Source organism: Frondihabitans sp. PhB161, from assembly GCF_003814635.1.
Lineage (GTDB): Bacteria > Actinomycetota > Actinomycetes > Actinomycetales > Microbacteriaceae > Frondihabitans.
The window spans coordinates 98,958-115,231 of record NZ_RKQW01000004.1 but is presented as its reverse complement, the minus strand read 5'-3'; the positions used below and the strand labels follow the sequence as shown (position 1 = coordinate 115,231).

13 protein-coding genes are annotated in these 16,274 nt (G+C 67.7%); 3 read left to right on the top strand and 10 right to left on the bottom strand.

Going from position 1 to position 16,274, the window contains the following annotated elements; translation table 11 throughout:
- Positions 1–64 precede the first annotated feature (64 nt).
- Positions 65–1,534: a sugar porter family MFS transporter gene (locus tag EDF39_RS15255; protein WP_123944443.1), complete on the bottom strand. Its 1,470-nt coding sequence runs from the start codon at positions 1,532–1,534 to the stop codon at positions 65–67.
- Between the two features lie 234 nt (positions 1,535–1,768).
- Between EDF39_RS15255 and EDF39_RS15250 the strand changes: the two genes are divergently transcribed.
- On the top strand, positions 1,769–2,023 hold the full coding sequence (locus tag EDF39_RS15250) for a hypothetical protein (RefSeq protein ID WP_123944441.1): 255 nt from the start codon (positions 1,769–1,771) through the stop codon (positions 2,021–2,023).
- Positions 2,024–2,104: 81 nt separating this feature from the next.
- Here EDF39_RS15250 and EDF39_RS15245 read toward each other — a convergent pair whose 3' ends face one another.
- Positions 2,105–3,268, bottom strand: coding sequence for an ROK family transcriptional regulator (locus tag EDF39_RS15245; protein WP_123944439.1), 1,164 nt, complete (start codon positions 3,266–3,268; stop codon positions 2,105–2,107).
- A gap of 254 nt (positions 3,269–3,522) precedes the next feature.
- On the opposite strand from EDF39_RS15245, the gene EDF39_RS15240 reads away from it, so the two are divergent.
- Positions 3,523–7,488 carry a glycoside hydrolase family 3 N-terminal domain-containing protein gene (locus EDF39_RS15240; protein WP_158613248.1) on the top strand — a complete coding sequence of 1,322 codons (3,966 nt, stop codon included), beginning with the start codon at positions 3,523–3,525 and terminating at the stop codon, positions 7,486–7,488.
- A 125-nt stretch (positions 7,489–7,613) separates the two neighbouring features.
- Here the strand turns inward: EDF39_RS15240 and EDF39_RS15235 are convergent, their stop codons facing one another.
- The 6 genes from EDF39_RS15235 to EDF39_RS15210 all read right to left on the bottom strand — a co-directional run bounded on the left by EDF39_RS15235 (position 7,614) and on the right by EDF39_RS15210 (position 13,461).
- Entirely contained in the window at positions 7,614–8,381 is a 768-nt protein-coding gene (locus tag EDF39_RS15235) for an ABC transporter ATP-binding protein (RefSeq protein WP_123944435.1), read from the bottom strand.
- The gene (locus tag EDF39_RS15230) at positions 8,378–9,235 is read right to left on the bottom strand and encodes an ABC transporter ATP-binding protein (protein WP_233573160.1); all 858 of its coding nucleotides are present in this window, start codon (positions 9,233–9,235) and stop codon (positions 8,378–8,380) included. Before EDF39_RS15230 ends, EDF39_RS15235 begins: the two co-directional genes overlap by 4 nt.
- The gene (locus EDF39_RS15225) at positions 9,232–10,047 is read right to left on the bottom strand and encodes an ABC transporter permease (RefSeq protein WP_123944433.1); all 816 of its coding nucleotides are present in this window, start codon (positions 10,045–10,047) and stop codon (positions 9,232–9,234) included. The genes EDF39_RS15230 and EDF39_RS15225 overlap by 4 nt, the downstream gene beginning before the upstream one ends.
- Positions 10,044–11,114, bottom strand: a complete 1,071-nt coding sequence (locus EDF39_RS15220) for an ABC transporter permease (protein WP_123944428.1) — start codon at positions 11,112–11,114, stop codon at positions 10,044–10,046. Before EDF39_RS15220 ends, EDF39_RS15225 begins: the two co-directional genes overlap by 4 nt.
- A gap of 13 nt (positions 11,115–11,127) precedes the next feature.
- The gene (locus EDF39_RS15215) at positions 11,128–12,624 is read right to left on the bottom strand and encodes an ABC transporter substrate-binding protein (RefSeq protein WP_123944426.1); all 1,497 of its coding nucleotides are present in this window, start codon (positions 12,622–12,624) and stop codon (positions 11,128–11,130) included.
- Between the two features lie 75 nt (positions 12,625–12,699).
- Positions 12,700–13,461: a DUF1684 domain-containing protein gene (locus EDF39_RS15210; protein WP_123944424.1), complete on the bottom strand. Its 762-nt coding sequence runs from the start codon at positions 13,459–13,461 to the stop codon at positions 12,700–12,702.
- 158 nt (positions 13,462–13,619) lie between these two features.
- On the opposite strand from EDF39_RS15210, the gene EDF39_RS15205 reads away from it, so the two are divergent.
- A complete protein-coding gene (locus tag EDF39_RS15205; RefSeq protein ID WP_370275197.1) occupies positions 13,620–14,525 on the top strand; it encodes a WcbI family polysaccharide biosynthesis putative acetyltransferase in 906 nt (301 codons plus the stop codon).
- Positions 14,526–14,663: 138 nt separating this feature from the next.
- On the opposite strand, the gene EDF39_RS15200 is transcribed toward EDF39_RS15205, so the two are convergent.
- Positions 14,664–15,707, bottom strand: a complete 1,044-nt coding sequence (locus EDF39_RS15200; RefSeq protein ID WP_123944420.1) for an NAD(P)-dependent alcohol dehydrogenase — start codon at positions 15,705–15,707, stop codon at positions 14,664–14,666.
- A 193-nt stretch (positions 15,708–15,900) separates the two neighbouring features.
- Positions 15,901–16,176 carry a hypothetical protein gene (locus tag EDF39_RS15195; protein ID WP_123944418.1) on the bottom strand — a complete coding sequence of 92 codons (276 nt, stop codon included), beginning with the start codon at positions 16,174–16,176 and terminating at the stop codon, positions 15,901–15,903.
- Between the last annotated feature and the right edge of the window lie 98 nt (positions 16,177–16,274).

The window sequence follows — 16,274 nt, the reverse complement described above, 5'->3', positions numbered from 1 at the left end:
CAAAATCGACGCTTCTGATCGCGCTGAAGTCGTCGATTTTGAGGTCTCACCACCCGGCCTAGAGCTAACTACGAGTGACGTTCTGCACGTAGATCGCGCCGGTCGACACATCTTCTTCGAGCTTCTCGAGAGTGCGACCCTGGGTCTCGGGAACAGCGCGCCAGACGAAGAACAGCGACACCAGGTTGATCACGCCGAACGCGAAGAACGTGTTCGTGATGCCGAGCCCCGCGATAACCGTCGGAAAGTACAGGCCGACGAACGCGTTGGCGATCCAGAGGCAGAAGACCGAGACGCCGATGCCGAAACCGCGCATCTTGAGGGGGAAGATCTCGGAGAGGGTCACCCACGTCGCGACGTTGAGGAACGTCTGCATCGAACCGACGAAGGCCACGATGAGCACGAGCAACACCCACGGCCTGGCGGGGTTGCCGGCGGGCAGCACGACCGAGCCGAGGCCGATGAGCAGGTGGCAGACGGCGACGAGAGAGAAGCCAAGCAGGAAGGTGCGACGCCGGGAGAAGTGATCCATGATGCGGAGGGCGATGATCGCACCGAGGACGGCGACGATGCCCGGGGCGACGTTGGCGATGAGAGCGGCGTTGGCCGAGAACCCCGCCTCTTTCAGCACCGTCTGGCCGTAGTAGACGACCGCGTTGATGCCGGTGAGCTGCTGGGCGACACCCAGGCCGATGCCGACGAGGATGATGCGGACGAACCATTTATTGCGCAGGATCTCGGCGATCGGCAGCGACTTGCGGCTCGCCTCCTCCGACGTCATGGACTCGACCTCGCCGAGCTCTGCCTTGGCGCGCTCTTTCGTGCGCAGAGTCGAGAGCACCTGCAGCGCCTCGTCGTCGCGACCCTTGCTGACGAGCCAGCGCGGCGACTCCGGCATCCGCATCATTCCGATGAAGAGGGCGATGGCGGGGAGCGCCTCGATCGACAGCATGATGCGCCAGACGCCGTTGCCCTCGCCCCAGACGTTGCCGATGATCGCGTTGATGATGAAGGCGAGGAGCTGACCGAACACGATCATGAACTCGTTGCGACCCGCGAGCGACCCGCGGATCTCGAAGGGCGCGAGTTCGGCGAGGAACACCGGCACGACCGTCGAAGCAGCACCGACGGCGAGGCCGAGGATCACGCGGCCCACGACCATGACGCCGAACGTCGGGGCGAGAACACAGACCATAGCGCCGATGAAGAACAGCACCGACATGAGGATGATCGACTTGCGCCGACCCCACGCATCGGAGAGCCGACCCCCGGTGATCGCGCCGAGGGCAGCGCCGAAGAGCAGAGAGCTCGTGACGACACCCTCGGTGAGGGTGGTGAGCCCGAGTTCGCGCACCATCGGAGACAGGGCTCCGTTGATGACGGCGGTGTCGTACCCGAAGAGGAGTCCGCCGAAGGTGGCGATGAGCGCCACTCGCCCGAGACGCTTGCTGTGCGGCCCCTTCGTCAGGGGCGGAAGCGCCGCGGCGGCATCGCCGGCCGATCCGGACCCCTGCTCTCGTGTGCTGGTCGACATCGGAACTCCTTTGTTCTAACAATAGGACAGGGCGACGTTATCACTTTTCCGCCCGGTCGTGCAGTCTGCCCGGTGCGCAACTGCCCACGCTGCTCACACGCCGCTCGTGCCTGGCGCGCCCCTTGCTCGCAGCCCCGCCCGCAGGCCCGCCCGCGAGACTCCACAAATGGCCCATGCAGTCCGCCCCGATGGGCCAAACGAGGAGTCTCGCAGTAGCTGTGAGATGCTCAGGGCATGGATGAGCAGAGCCCGATTCAGCCGATGAAACCGGTGCGCTCGCAAGACGCGATTCCCGACCCGGGCCCCTTCGGCTCGACCCGGCGAGCTCTGACGTCGATCGCGACACTCGTCGTGACCTGGATTGCCATCTTCATCGCCACGCAGGTGCTGCATCTTCCGGCGCCGCTTCTCGTCGGCCTCGGCATCGGTGCCGTCGTCGTGCTCGTCGGCACTGACGTCGTGCGGTGGAGCCGTCGACGCAGCCGATAGGTGCCTTCCGCCTACCGAATCACGCAGTTCTAGTCGAAACGCCCACCCGTTCAGCCCATCTCGTGGGCTGAGGGCACCACCTCAGCGATCGACAGGCATCCACGCCGACGCCAGCTCGAGGGCACCCTCGAGCTCGGCCCGCTCCCCCAGCTCGGCAGCCGACACGGTGATCGCGGCGGCGATGGCGGGCTGCGAGTACCGGCTGATCGACGATCGGACCCCTTCGAGCAGCGGTGCGCCGAGCGCCCCGAGCTCCCCGCCGACGATGAGCGCGTCGGGGTTGAGCAGATCGCACAGCTGAGCGAGCACGCGACCGAGGGTACGACCCGACTCGTTCAGGATCCGAGTGGTCACCTCGTCCGCCTCGGCGCTCAGATCGATGCTGCTCCTCTCCCACGCGGGATGCGTCAGCGCGATCTGGTCGCGGAGCGACTCGACGGAGATGACCGCCTCCAGACAGCCGCGGTTTCCGCAGCGACACGACTCGATTCGGCCGGGGAGGTTGATGTGCCCGATCTCGCCGGCGATGCCGGTCGCGCCCGTGTAGGGCTGCCCGCCGATCACGAGACCGGCGCCAATCCCGTGCGAGGCCTTCACGTAGAGGAAGTTCGCGTGGCCGCGGCCCGCGCCGCGACGGAGCTCACCGTAGGCGCCGAGCACGGCGTCGTTCTCGACCCGGACCGGCACGCCGAGGCGTCTCTGCAGTTCGTCGCGAGGTGCCAGCTCGACCCAGCTCGACAGGATCGTGGGTGATCTGACCCGGCCGGTGCGGGCGTCGAGGGGCCCGGGAATGCCAGCCACGACCGACCCGACGGCCTCGAGACCGGAGTCACGCACGATGCCGGCGAGCATCTCGGCGGCCAGGTCGAGGGCCTCGAAGGCGCGGAGGTCGACGTCGATCTCGCGCGACGCCTGACCGAGGAGCACGCCACGCTCATCGGCGACGGCGACGCGCACGTGATTGTGGCCGAAGTCGATGCCGGCGACCGGCGAGGACGAGGTGGTGGCCACGAGACGGGTGGCGGGGCGGCCGCTGCCGGATCCTGGGCCCTTCTCTCGCTGCACGGTCTCGTAGACCCGACCCTCGTCGAGAAGACGCCCCACGGCCTGATTGACGGTGCTGCGCGACATCTTCGTCACCGCCACCAGTTCGGGCCTGGTCGTGCCTCCCGACGAGCGGATGAGGCCGAGCAGATCGTCGCGCGTGCGATCGCGGACGGAGACGTGCTCACCCTGGCCGGACATGGCAGAACTCTAGAGCCAAAATGCCACGAACGGTTTTGTTCGCTCATCGATCAAAAAACGTGAATTATTCTTGAGTTTGTTCGTTGACAGGCCGAGAGCCTCGCGCATAGCGTCCTGAGTGTTCCGTCACAGGCGGACTCGTCAGATCACGCGGCAAGGACGCCGAGAGGCACGCACACAGGGGTGTTGCGCGGCTGTTCCGAGACGCGACGACTGTTGTCAGAGAGGACAACTCAATGCATCACGAAAGTTCTGTGCCTCAGGAGAGCGCGCCGCATCAGGCCGAACGGAGGCCCATCCGGGCCGCCTGCAAAGCCGCCATCGCTCTCGGCATCTCGGGAGCCCTCGTCATCGCCGGAGCGAATTTCGCTTCTGCGGCGACCACCAACCCGAACCAGGGGCCGCTCGAGAAGGCCAACGCCGCACTCAGCGAGAAGGCCGCCACGCAGGGCATGGTGCTTCTGCAGAACAACGACCAGGCGCTGCCGATGGCCAAGACCGGCACGGTTGCCGCGTTCGGTGTCGGAAGCTACGCCACCGTCAAGGGCGGGACGGGATCGGGCAACGTCAACAACCGCTACCAGATCTCGGTGCGTCAGGGGCTGGAGAACGCCGGGTACCAGGTCACGACCAGCCCGGCCTACTACGACGCCATGAAGTCGGCGTTCGATACGAAGTACGGAACCGCCAACGCCGGCGGCTTCGGCCCGTCGATCGACTATTCGTCGGTCGAGCAGCGTCTCACCCGCACCTCGGTTCAGCCGACCGCACCGACCGACACCGCGCTATTCGTCGTGTCGCGCAACTCGGGCGAGGGCTCGGACCGCTCGAAGGGGGCCGGCGACTACCAGCTGACCGACACCGAGAAGGACGACCTCCAGCTCATCGGGCAGACCTACAAGAAGGTCGTCGTCGTGCTCAACGTCGGCGGCATCGTCGACACGGCGTTCTTCGACGACATCAACAAAGCCGCAAACGACCCCGACGGCGGCAAGCCGCTCGACTCGATGCTGCTGATGAGCCAGGCCGGCCAGGAATCCGGCACCGCGCTCACCGAGGTGCTGAACGGAACGGTCACCCCGTCGGGAAAGCTCACCGACAGCTGGGCCTCGAAGTACTCGTACTACCCCGCGTCGGCGACGTTCGCCGGCAACGACGGCAACACCGCCGAGGAGCAGTACAGCGAGGGCATCTACGTCGGCTATCGCTACTTCGACTCGCAGTACAAGAAGGTCGACGCCACCGATCCGGCGAGCGTCGTCGAGTATCCCTTCGGCTACGGGCTGTCGTACACGCAGTTCCAGGTCGAGCCGAAGTCGGTCGCCGCCACGCCCACCTCGGTCACCGTCAAGGCCAAGGTGACCAACGTCGGCACGACCTACTCGGGCAAGGACGTCGTGCAGACGTACTTCTCGGCACCGCAGACGGGGCTCGACAAGCCCTACCAGCAGCTCTCCGGCTACGCGAAGACCGATTCTCTCGCGCCCGGCGCCTCGCAGACGGTGACCATTCGGTACAACACCACCGACATGGCCTCCTACGACGAGTCGAAGGCTGCCTACACGCTCGAAGCCGGCGACTACGCGATCCGCGTCGGCGACTCGTCGCGGAACACGCGCGTCGCAGCGAAGATCCGGCTCGACTCCACGGTCACCACCGAGCAGCTCGCCAACGAGCTGAACGATCAGAAGCCGACCTCGGAGCTCACCAGTGACCCGGCCGACTTCTACACCTACCCGGAGGAGAAGGCGCAGCTCGCCGACGCCCCCGTCGTCAATGTCGCTTCGTCGTCGTTCACCACCGTGAACAATGCGTCGGAGTTCGAACAGGACGTCCCGGTCGGAACCGACTCGCCGTACTACGCGATCGACAAAGACACCATCTCGTCGGTCACCGCCTACCTCAACAGGGCGACGACCGATTGGGAGGGCACCGGCGCACCGTATGCGGCAAAGACCGGTGAGACGACCGAAGCGGTCACCGTCGACCCCGCCGGAACCCTGTACGACGTCAAGTCGGGCAAGATCACGATGGAGCAGTTCGTCGCCGGTCTCAGCGCCACGCAGCTGGCGAACATCGTCGAAGGTGCCAGCGCCGCCGGAACGACGGCCACGGCCGTCGGAGCAGCGGGCTACACCACCGCGAAGTACGAGAACCTCGGCCTCCCCGGCTTGACACTCGCCGACGGCCCCGCAGGCCTGCGGATCACACAGAAGATCTCGTCCACTCCGGCGACCTACCAGTTCGGCACGGCGTGGCCGATCGGCACGCTCCTCGCCCAGACCTGGGATCCCGAGCTCGTCGCCCAGGTCGGCAACGCGGTCGGACAGGAGATGTCGGAGTACGGCGTCTCGCTTTGGCTCGCCCCCGGCATGAACATCCACCGCGACCCGCTGAACGGCCGCAACTTCGAGTACTACTCCGAGGACCCGCTGCTGAGCGGCCTGACCGCGGCGGCCATGACGGAGGGCGTGCAGAGCGTTCCCGGCGAGGGCGTCACGATCAAGCACTTCTACGGCAACAACCAAGAGAGCGCCCGCACGACGAGCAACGACGTCATCGGTGAGAGGGCCAGCCGCGAGATCTACCTGCGCGGCTTCGAGATCGCGGTCAAGAGTGCGCAGCCGATGGCGCTCATGACCTCGTACAACAAGATCAACGGCAGCTACGCATCGGGCGACTACGACCTCGACACCGACGTGCTCCGCGGTGAATGGGGCTTCAAAGGGCTCGTCATGACCGACTGGGGCGCAGGCCCCCGCACCGGAGCGACGGGTGTCATGTACGCCGGAAACGACCTGATCGAGCCCGGCGGAAACCCGAACGAGATCCTCAACGCCCTCAAGAAGATCACGCCGACGATCGACGTTTCGGGTCTCCCCGCCTACACCAAGACGGTCACCCCGACCCGCACCTCGTACTCGTGGCAGTTCGGCGGCCTCGTTCCGTCGGCCACGGGCACGCAGTCGATCCCGACGACTGTCAACGGCAGCACCGACCTCACGAAGGTGCCGGTGTCGGGCACGACGACCCGCGACGCGATCAACAACGAGACGTTCCAGGCCAACGCGCCCTACGCCTCGGTGCAGGCCGCGTACGCCGACGTGCAGTCGCTGCTCTCGGGCACGGCTCTGACGGCGGCCCAGAAGGCCGGCATCACCGTCACGGACGTCCTGCACCAGGATCCGTCCGACGCCGCTTCGGCCGTCGTCTCGTACACGGTCACCGTCAAGGGCGACTACCCGGCCACCGGCTACAACCTGCGTCTGGGAGACCTCCAGCGCAGCGCCAGCCGGGTGCTGTCCACCGCGATGCAGACGGCAGGCTTCGAGCAGCTCGCGGCAGCGCAGGGCGTCTCGGGCGTCAAAGTCGTTCCGTACACCGGCCAGTTCGACAACCTGACGAACTACCTCACGGCGACACGCGGCGCGGTTCTCTCGAACCAGACCGGCACGGGCCCCTCGGTCGCGATCGGCGCCACCACGGCTCCGAACGCGAAGGGTTGGTACTCGAAGGCGGTGGCGGTCACGGTGACCTCCACCGACGACGACGCACAGCTCTACGTGTCGGTCGACGACGGCGAACTGCTTCCTTACACGAAGCCGATCACCGTCACCGACGAGGGCGAGCACGCGATCCATGCCCTCGCCGTCGGAACCGACAGCTCGATCTCGAAGCTGGCCAAGGCCACGATCAAGATCGACACGACGGCTCCGACCACCTCGGTCACCAGCGCCGCGAAGGGCAAGCTCACGCTCGCCGCCACGGATGCGCTCTCCGGTGTCGCCTCGATCCAGTACTCGCTGGACGGGAAGACCTGGAAGACGTACTCCGGCACGGCAACGGTCTCGGGTGCGGTCAGCTACCGGGCCACCGATGTCGCGGGCAACGTCAGCGCGGTGAAGAAGGTGACGGTGGCGGCCGCTCCGGCGACCAAGCCCGTCATCACCAAGCAGCCGGCGGCGTCGGTCAAGGTGAAGTCGGGTGCCACGGCGACGATGTCGGCGGCGGCCTCCGGGTCACCGACCCCGACCGTCGTGTGGCAGCGGAGCACCAACGGCGGCAAGACGTGGGCGGCCATCGCGGGCGCCACATCGAAGACGTACTCCGTCAAGCCGACGTCGGTGTCGAACGGCCGCCTGTTCCGGGCCGTGTTCACCAACTCGGCCGGAAAGGCGACGACCACGTCGGTGAAGCTCACGGTCACTGCGGCGAAGTGATCTAGGGGTTTCTCCCCCAACGGCGAGACTCCAGGAGGTGCGGGTGCGACGGTTGTCGCCCCGCATCGACTGGAGTCTCGCCGTTTCGTGGTGGAGGCAGAGAGGGAGCGTGGGCGGCGGGCGGGTCAGCGCTTGGGCAGGCGCGGCACGGCAGCCAGCAGCTTCTGCGTGTACGGGTGCGCGGGCGCAGCCAGCAGCGACGCCGTCGGACCCTGCTCGACCACCCGGCCGCTCTCTAGCACGAGCGTCTCTTCGCAGAGCGCCGCCACCGTGCCGAGGTCGTGCGAGACGACGACGACAGTCAGCCCGTCGGCGGACAGCGACGACAGCAGGTCGACGATACGCACGCGCGTCGACAGGTCGAGGGCGCTGACCGGCTCGTCGGCGATGAGGAGGCGGGGCCGCGCCACGATGGCGCGGGCGATCGCGATGCGCTGGCGCTGACCCCCCGAGAACTCGTGGGGAAAGCGAGTCGCGGCATCGGCGGGAAGCCCGACCGACGTCAGAGCCGCGGCGACGCGCTCCCGGACGCCGGATGCCCGCGACTCCAACTTCAGCGACCGCAGGGGCTCGGAGACGATTCGCCCGACGTTCTGACGGGGGTCGAGCGACGAATACGGATCCTGAAAGACGGCCTGCGCGAACGTGCGGTGCGATCGAAGGGCTGCGCGATCGCCCGCATCGAACGGGACGCCGTTCGTCGACAGCGTGCCCGTCGTCGGCCGGGTCAGCCCGAGCAGCAATCGCAACAGCGTGGTCTTGCCCGCACCCGATTCTCCGACGATGCCGAGGTTGCGACCGGCCTCCACCGAGAAGCTGACGTCGGCGAGGGCAGGCGCGGCACCCCGGTACGAGAAGCCGAGATCGGTCGCCTGCACGAGAGGGGCGGTCATGACGGCCTCCCGGGCGCATCGAGGGCGTCGTCGAGCACGCGGGCGCCGGCGACGAGCTCGGCCGTGTAGTCGGAACCGGGGGCATCGATCAACACAGCGAGGGAGCCGCGGTCGACCACCCGGCCTTCCCGCAGCACCACGACGTCGTCGGCGACCCGCGAGACGACGGCGAGGTCGTGGCTGATGAACAGCAGCGCCATGCCCCGATCGGCGACGACGCGATCCAGCAGGGCGAGGATCTCCGCCTGGACGCTGACGTCGAGCGCCGTGGTGGGCTCGTCGGCGATCAGCAGCTTCGGTCGGGAGGCGAGAGCGAGGGCGATGGCCACCCGCTGGCGCTGACCGCCCGAGATCTCGTGGGGGTACGCCGATGCGATCCGATCAGGATCCGGGAGACTCATCTCCACGAGCGCCTCGCGTACGCGGTCGAGCACTTCTGCCCGGCTCAGCTTCTGGCCGCTTCGTGCGGCAGTCCGTCGCACCGGCTCGGCGAGCTGGCGTCCGACCCGCATCAGCGGGTCGAGCGACGTCAGCGGCTCCTGGAACACGATCGCGACCTCGCTCCCCCGCAGCGGCACGAGAGCGCGTTCGGCCGTGCCGATCACCTCATTGCCCGACAGCCTCACCGACCCGGTGCCGACGAGGGCCTCGGGCAGCAGGCCGAGCACGGCCAGCGCGGTGAGCGACTTGCCACTGCCCGACTCGCCGATGATGCCGAGTCGCCTGCCCGGAGCGATCGCGAACGACAGTTCGTCGACGAGCGCGACACCGGACGCCCCGCGGATGGTCAGGTCGGTCACGACCAGACCCGAAGGATCCGTCGCGGCCGTCGTTGACACAGCTGTAGCGCTCACGCGCGCCCCCTCCGAGTCGGGTCTCCGACGTCGCGCAACCCATCGGCCACGAGATTCACACCGATCACGAGCACGACGAGCAGGACGCCCGGTGCCACCGCTCCGATCGGAGCGACGAGAACGGTGCCCTGCGCCTCCTGCAGGATGCTCCCCCACGACGCATTGGGCGGCGGGCTACCGAGGCCGAGGTACGACAGGCTGGCCTCCGCGAGCACGGCGAGACCGAACTGCAGGGCGAGGTTCACCACGACCGTCGGCCAGATGTTCGGCAGAACGTGCTGGCGGATCAGGCCGGGCCAGCGGGTGCCCGACACTCGGGCGGCCGTGATGTAGTCGAGGGAGAGCACGCGTTTGGCCAGGATCCTCGTCAGTCGTGCCACGACCGCGCTCATCGCGAGGCCGATCGCGAGAATGGCCGAACCGAGCGACGCTCCACTCGCGGCGACCACGAGCATGGCGACGAGCAGTGTCGGAAAGGCGATCAGCACGTCGAGCACCGCCGACAGGCCGTCGTCGAGCCAGCGCTGGGCGAACGCTGTGGCAAGGCCCAGGGCGATGCCGAGCACGCCGCCGATCGCGACCGATCCGGCGCCGACCTGCAGGGCGATGCGGGCGCCGATCATCAGCTGCGTCAGCAGGTCGCGCCCGAGTTTGTCGGTGCCGGCCAGATGGGCGGCCGACGGAGGTGCGAGACGACCGCCGCCGATGTCGGACGGCGGGTACGGCAGCCAGAAGAACGAGACGACCGCGGTGGCGAGGATGATGCCGACGAGAACCGCACCGATCGCGAGGGTGATCGACCGGCGCCTCACGAGCGCACCACCCCGGGGTCGGTGGTACCCGGCAGGGCGGCGACCGGCACGGCTGTGCTCGCCGGGCCAATACCGCGACGGCGACCGCTACCGCCGCTGCCACCGCCGCGGTTACCACTCACGCTGGCACGTAGTCGCGGGTCGACGAGTCGCTGGGCGGTGTCGGCGAGGAACCCGACGATCAAGACGGCGAACGTGCTGACGAACAGCACACCCTGGATGTCGGGGTAGTCGTGCTGCGCGATCGACGTCAGGAGCATGCTGCCGAGCCCCGGCAGAGCGAACACGCTCTCGACGACGACCGCGCCGAGGAACGTCGTCGCCAGCTCGATGCCGAGGATCGAGATGACCGGCACCGACGCGTTACGGAGGCCGTGCCGCCACATCGCCTCGGCGAAGGAGGCGCCGAGAGCTCTCGACGACCGGAGGTAGTCGCTGCCGAGCACGTCGAGCACGGCGCTCCGCACATACCGGGTCACCGAGGCCGCCATGACGATCGCGACGGTGATGACCGGAAGGGCCAGGGAGCGAAGTGCTGCGGCAGGATCCTGCCAGTCGTCTTGCGGAAATCCGCCGGCGGGCAGGAGCTGCAGGCGAAGTGCGAAGAAGGTCACCAGGAGCACGCCGATCCAAAAGACCGGCACGGCGATTCCGAGCTGCGACACCGCCGACAGCGCGACGCCGTACCAGCGGTGCGACTTGTACGCCGCGACGAACCCGACCGGGACGGCGATGATCACCGCGAGCACGAAGGCCAGGAGTGTCAGCGGCACCGTGACGACGAGACGCTGGGCGATCTCGGGGCCCACCGGGAGCCCCGAGATGTACGACGTGCCGAGATCGAAGCGGGCGAGCTGCGAGAACCAGCGAACGAACTGCTCGATCACCGGCAGGTCGGCGCCGACGTCGGCCCGGGCCGACGCGATCTGCTCCTTGGTCGCCCCGACCGACAGCAACGCGTTCGCCGGGTCGCCCGGCAGCAGCCGGAGCAGCACGAACAGCACGATCGACGCCAGCACCAGGGTGACGACGAGGAACGCGAAGCGTCGGATGAGATACGAGACCATCGAGCGGGAAAGCCTACTTCTTCACGATGTCGTAGGCGTAGAACTGCGAGTTCAGCCCGTTGACCGGGTAGCCCGACAGCTTCGACGAGGCGACGACGATCTGCGGGTAGAGGTAGAGCCAGTCGGAGGCGGCGTCGTCGGCGATCTGCGTGTTGACCTTCTTCAGCAGAGCGGTCTGCTCGTCGGTCGTCGAGGCCTGCTCGGCCTGGTCGACCCAGCCGGTCACCTGCTTGTTGTCGTAGCCCCAGTAGAAGTCGGGGTTGCCGTAGAAGACGACGTCGCGGTCGTTGACGTGCTCCTGCATCGTCGCCTGGAAGTCGTGCTTCTGGTACACCTTCGAGTACCAGGTGTCAGGCGTGATGATGTTGATCTTCACGGTGATCCCGACCTTCGCCAGGTCGCTCTTGATGATCTGCGCCGCGGCGGGGTGCGGGTCGTAGTTCGGGGTGTCGAGCGTGAAGGTGAATCCGTCGGCGTAGCCGGCCGCGGCGAGCTCCTTCTTGGCGAGGGTGACGTCGTAGGGGTTCACGCCGGTGAGGTCTTCGTACCAGGGGTCGGTCGGCGGCACCATCGAGCCGATGAGGGTGCCGTAGTCACCCCAGATCGAGTTCAAAAGCTGCTTGTTGTCGATCGCCGAGGTGACGGCCTTGCGCACGCCGACCTTGTTGAACGGCGCCACCTTGTCGTTGAAGGCGAGCAGCAGCTTGGTGGTCGACTTGCCGTCGGTCACCTTGTACGACGAGTTGCCCGTGAACTGGGCGAGAGCATCGGGGCTCTGCTCGCTGGTGACGACGTCGACAGCGTTCGTCAGCAGCGCGTTGTTGAGCGCGGTCGCGTCGGAGTAGTAGTGGAACACGACTCCGGCGTTCTTCGCCGCGGTGCCCCAGTAGCCCTTGTACTTCGTGAGGCTGAGGGTGGAGCCGCGCTTCCAGGAGTCGAGCTGGTACGGGCCGGTGCCGTCTTCGCTGGTCTTCAGGTTCTTCGCCGCGCTGTCGATGATCCACACGTAGCTCAAGTTGTACGGGAGCGAGATGGAGCGGCTGGAGAGCTTGACGACGACGGTCGAGTCGTCGGGGGTCGACACGCTCGAGATCGGCGCGAGGCTCGACTTGCGGGCCGACTGCGAGTCATCGGCCAGCACCTTCTCGATGCTGTACTTCACGTCGGCGCTGGTCAGCTTCGCCCCCGAGTGGAAGGTCACCCCCGACTGCAGGTCGAACGTGTAGGTGAGGCCATCAGCCGACTTCTTGAAGCTCTTCGCGAGGAGGTTCTCGACCTTGCCGGTGTCGGTGAGGCGGAACAGGCCCTCATAGACGTTGCCGTTCAGCGCCTCGGTGACTCCCTGGCCACCGCCGGCGGTGTTGTCGAGGTTCTGCGGCTCGTAGACCGAGCCGATGTTGATGGTGGCGTCGGCGGGCTTGGTCGACGAGCTCGACGTGCCGGAGCACGCGGCCAGCGCCAAGGCCGAGACGAGCGCGATGCCGGTCGCGAGACCGAGTTTCTTCTTCACGGGAGGGACTCCTGGGTGGGGCTGTGGTGGGGGTGAGGACTGTGGGCTGTGCCGGGGTGCGTGCTGGTGAGGGTGTCAGTGCTGGTGGATGTCGAAGCCGTCGCGCAGCACGAGGTCGCGCTCACCGGCCAGCACGGGCCTGGCGAACCGGTTCTGCTTCGGCGGCAGCGGGCAGTTGTACTGCTCCGAGAAACCGCACGGCGGCACGAAGGCCTGGTTGAAGTCGAGCACGACCGGGCCGGCGTCGGCGAATCCGGCGTCGCCCGACGGGCGCTGCACGAACAGGAAGCGGCCTGACCCGTAGGTCGAGATCGACGAGTCGGAGCTGCCGTTCGTGGCGTCACCGAACACGAGCAGCAACACGCCGCCGTCGTCGAAGGCGCTCAGCCGGTAGTCGACGCCGTCACGGCGGAACGTGATGTCGCCGGGTACGACGAGGTCGCGCGACGAGCCGTTGTCACGGATGTGCTCGAAAGGGACGACTCGGTCGCCCGATACCGGCGTGAACTCGGCTTCGATCACCCAGTCGGGGTCGAACGGGAAGAGCGAGATCGTGTCGAAGTGCTCGATCGCGGGCGACGCGGAATCCCAGAGACGGATGCCGTGCTCGGGGCGTCCGGTGTCGAGGTCGGCTCGCGTGAGCCTGGTGACGGTGACCGTGCTCGGCTGACCGTCGAGAGCCTCGGCGTCGGTGATCTCGGTGCCCTCGCTGAGCCAGCGGGTCTCGATGAGCGCCAGGTTGCCCTGCGGCGACGTCACACCGGCGAGGCGACCTTCGCGCCAGGAGTCTCGTCCGCTCTCGGCGGTGGCTGCTGCGGTATCGAGGGTGTCGGGCACTGGTCGATCGTTCCGTTTCTCGCTCGGGGTGTCCAGTCACGGTTACTCCCCGTGACGGGCGGAGGCGCACCTGCGCCTCCCCTGCCAACAACCGGCCACCGCTCGGAAATTCCCCACGGGTGTCGCAAATCGCACTCGGGCCGTCTGCGGCGAGGAAGATGGGGAGGGTGACTGATCCGCGCACCCTCCACTACTCACACTTCTACGGCCTCGACGAGCCGGAAGACACGGGCCCGGTCGCCCTGGTGGTCGGTAACTGCCAGGCGGAATCGACCAGGATCCTGCTCTCCGGCCCCGACCTCACCACGATTCGCATGCCCGCCGTGCACGAGCTCACCGCATCCGACCTCCCGCACCTCGATCGGTGGGTCGCCCGCGCCTCGTTCCTGATCAGTCAGCCCGTTCGCGACGACTACCACGGCCTCCCCCTCGGCGTGCGTCAGCTCACAGCGCGCATGCCTCATGGCCGCACGGTGACCGTGCCGGTGATCCGCTTCGCCGGGCTGTACCCGACCCACGCGATCGTCCGCCCGCCGAGTGACGCGTCTCTCGTGCCGCCACTCGTGGAGTACCACGACCTGCTGCTGCTCGCCGAGGCGGCCGGGGCACCCGTCGCGCCCCCGTCTGTTGCGGTCGTCCGCGCGGTCGCCGCCCAGTCGATCGCGGAGCTCACGCGGCGCGAGGAGGCGCACGACACGATCACCGTCTCGGACCTCTTCGCAAACCCCTCGTCGTTCGACCTCATGCGGACCATCAACCACCCCGGCAACGCCGTGTTCGAGGCCCTCGCGGGCCGGGTGCGCGCGCGGCTCGGGCTGTCTGAGCGGGTCGCGGATCCTGGGCGGCCGCTCCTGAACCGCGTGCACGCGCCGCGCCTGCCCGTCGTCGTCGAGGCGTTCGGGCTGCCCGACGCGCCTCGAGACCACTGGGTCGTCGACGGTGCTGACGTCTCTGCCGATCTCGTTCGCCGGGAGCACCTCGAGTGGTACGCCGCGAACCCCGACATCGTCGCTGCCGGCGTTGCTCGTCACGCCCCGACGCTGGCGCTCTTCGCACGACGGTGAGTGGGCTGCCGGGTTGCTGCCGGCACGGGGCTGCCCTTCCGCCCCGTCAGGCTCGACGGCGAGACTCCAGTAGTTGCTGATGCGGGCGCCCGGCACCCGCAACTACTGGAGTCTCGCCGCCAGTCGGGGGCGAACCGGCTACGGGACGATCACAGCCCGGCCGCGAATCGTGCTCGCAGCCAGGTCGGCGTAAGCACGAGCGCCGTCGTCGAGGGAGTACTCCTGCACCTCGACGTCGATCTTGCCGGCGCGCGCTAGATCGAGCACCTCGATGAGCTCGCTCCGCGACCCCCAGTAAGGCACCCGCACGGCGGCGTCGTAGGCGATGGTGCCGAAGCCGAAGTTCACGTCGCCGCCTCCGATGCCGACGATCGTGACGTCGGAGTCGATCCCCGCGACCGACACAGCCAACGGGATGGTGGGCTTTGCGCCGACGAAGTCGAACACCGCGTTCGCACCGAGACCGCCGGTGATCTCGCGGATCTTCTCGACCGCAGAGGCGTCGCTGATCAGTGTGACGTCGGCACCGACGTGCTTGGCCAGCTCGAGCTTCTCGTCGCTGACGTCGAGCGCGATGACGGTCGCCCCGGACAGCGCCTTCAGGATCTGGATGCCCACGTGACCGAGACCGCCGGTTCCGATCACCACGGCGAATGTGCCGGCGCCGAGCTTCGGCAGGCTCCGCTTGATTGCGTGGTACGGCGTCAGACCGGCGTCGGTGAGCGAGACGTTCTTGATCGGGTCGAGGTCACCGAGCGGTACGAGGTGACGGGCATCGTCGACGAGCATGTACTCGGCCATCGAGCCGTCTGTTCCGAGCCCCGGAGGCGTGATGCCGAGTGCGGCGGCGTTGGTGCAGTAGTTCTCGTGACCCTGTGAGCAGTTGTGGCAGTAGCCGCAACCCCAGGGGCCGTACACGGCGACCGCGTCGCCGACCTTGACGGTTTCGACGCCCTCGCCGAGCTCGTGAACGACGCCCGCGCCCTCGTGACCGAGAGTCATCGGCAACGGGTAGCCCGCGCCGGTGTATTCCTCTTCGCTGAGTCCCATGACGTAGTCGTCGGAGTGGCAGACACCGCCCGCGGTGACCTTGAGCAGGATCTGCCCGGGGCCCGGTGTCGGAACGGGAATGTCGACGACCTCCGGAGCCTGGCCGATGGCGGTGTATCTAAGTGCCTTCATGAGTGGTTCTCCTCTTCCGCGAGAGCGCTGCCGGAGGTCGTTCTCCGACACCTGTCGCGGATCCTGCTCCCAGTATGCTCCGGCCGCCTGCGCGTTTCGGCGAGACTCCAGAAATGGCCCATCCGCGTCGGTGCGGATGGGCCATTCGGGGAGTCTCACCACTCGGCAGAGGGGTGAGAACGAGCCGTGCGAGCTAGTGCGCGCGGCGATCGCCGGGCTTGGGGTGACCGGGGATCGAATCGCCCGAGAGGTTGAGCTCCGACTCGTCGACTTCGATGTCGCCGCCGTCGTCGGGGCCGCCGGTGCCGGGCAGCGCCTTTACCGCGTCGACGTCGGTGTCGCCGTCCACGGCGGGCGAATCCGTGATGTCGGTGTTCTGCAGCTCCCCCGTGGCCTCCTCCGATCGGGGGCTGTCGAAGGTCGGGTCGTCGCTGTCGCGTCGGTCGGGTGCGCCGTTGATGGTGTCCATGAGGTTCTCCTATCGGTAGTGCTCCGTGAACGATAGGCACCGCGCCTGTACGCCGCGCAGGTTCGGGCCGGCGCCGCGCAGGTTCAGGCCCACATCGC

What these genes read in the sequence shown, in the direction of transcription:
- EDF39_RS15255 (WP_123944443.1), bottom strand. Translation starts at nt 1,534, where the DNA reads ATGTCGACCAGCACACGAGAGCAGGGGTCCGGATCGGCCGGCGATGCC.
- EDF39_RS15250 (WP_123944441.1), top strand. Translation starts at nt 1,769, where the DNA reads ATGGATGAGCAGAGCCCGATTCAGCCGATGAAACCGGTGCGCTCGCAA.
- EDF39_RS15245 (WP_123944439.1), bottom strand. Translation starts at nt 3,268, where the DNA reads ATGTCCGGCCAGGGTGAGCACGTCTCCGTCCGCGATCGCACGCGCGAC.
- EDF39_RS15235 (WP_123944435.1), bottom strand. Translation starts at nt 8,381, where the DNA reads ATGACCGCCCCTCTCGTGCAGGCGACCGATCTCGGCTTCTCGTACCGG.
- EDF39_RS15220 (WP_123944428.1), bottom strand. Translation starts at nt 11,114, where the DNA reads ATGGTCTCGTATCTCATCCGACGCTTCGCGTTCCTCGTCGTCACCCTG.
- EDF39_RS15205 (WP_370275197.1), top strand. Translation starts at nt 13,620, where the DNA reads ATGGGGAGGGTGACTGATCCGCGCACCCTCCACTACTCACACTTCTAC.
- EDF39_RS15200 (WP_123944420.1), bottom strand. Translation starts at nt 15,707, where the DNA reads ATGAAGGCACTTAGATACACCGCCATCGGCCAGGCTCCGGAGGTCGTC.
- EDF39_RS15195 (WP_123944418.1), bottom strand. Translation starts at nt 16,176, where the DNA reads ATGGACACCATCAACGGCGCACCCGACCGACGCGACAGCGACGACCCG.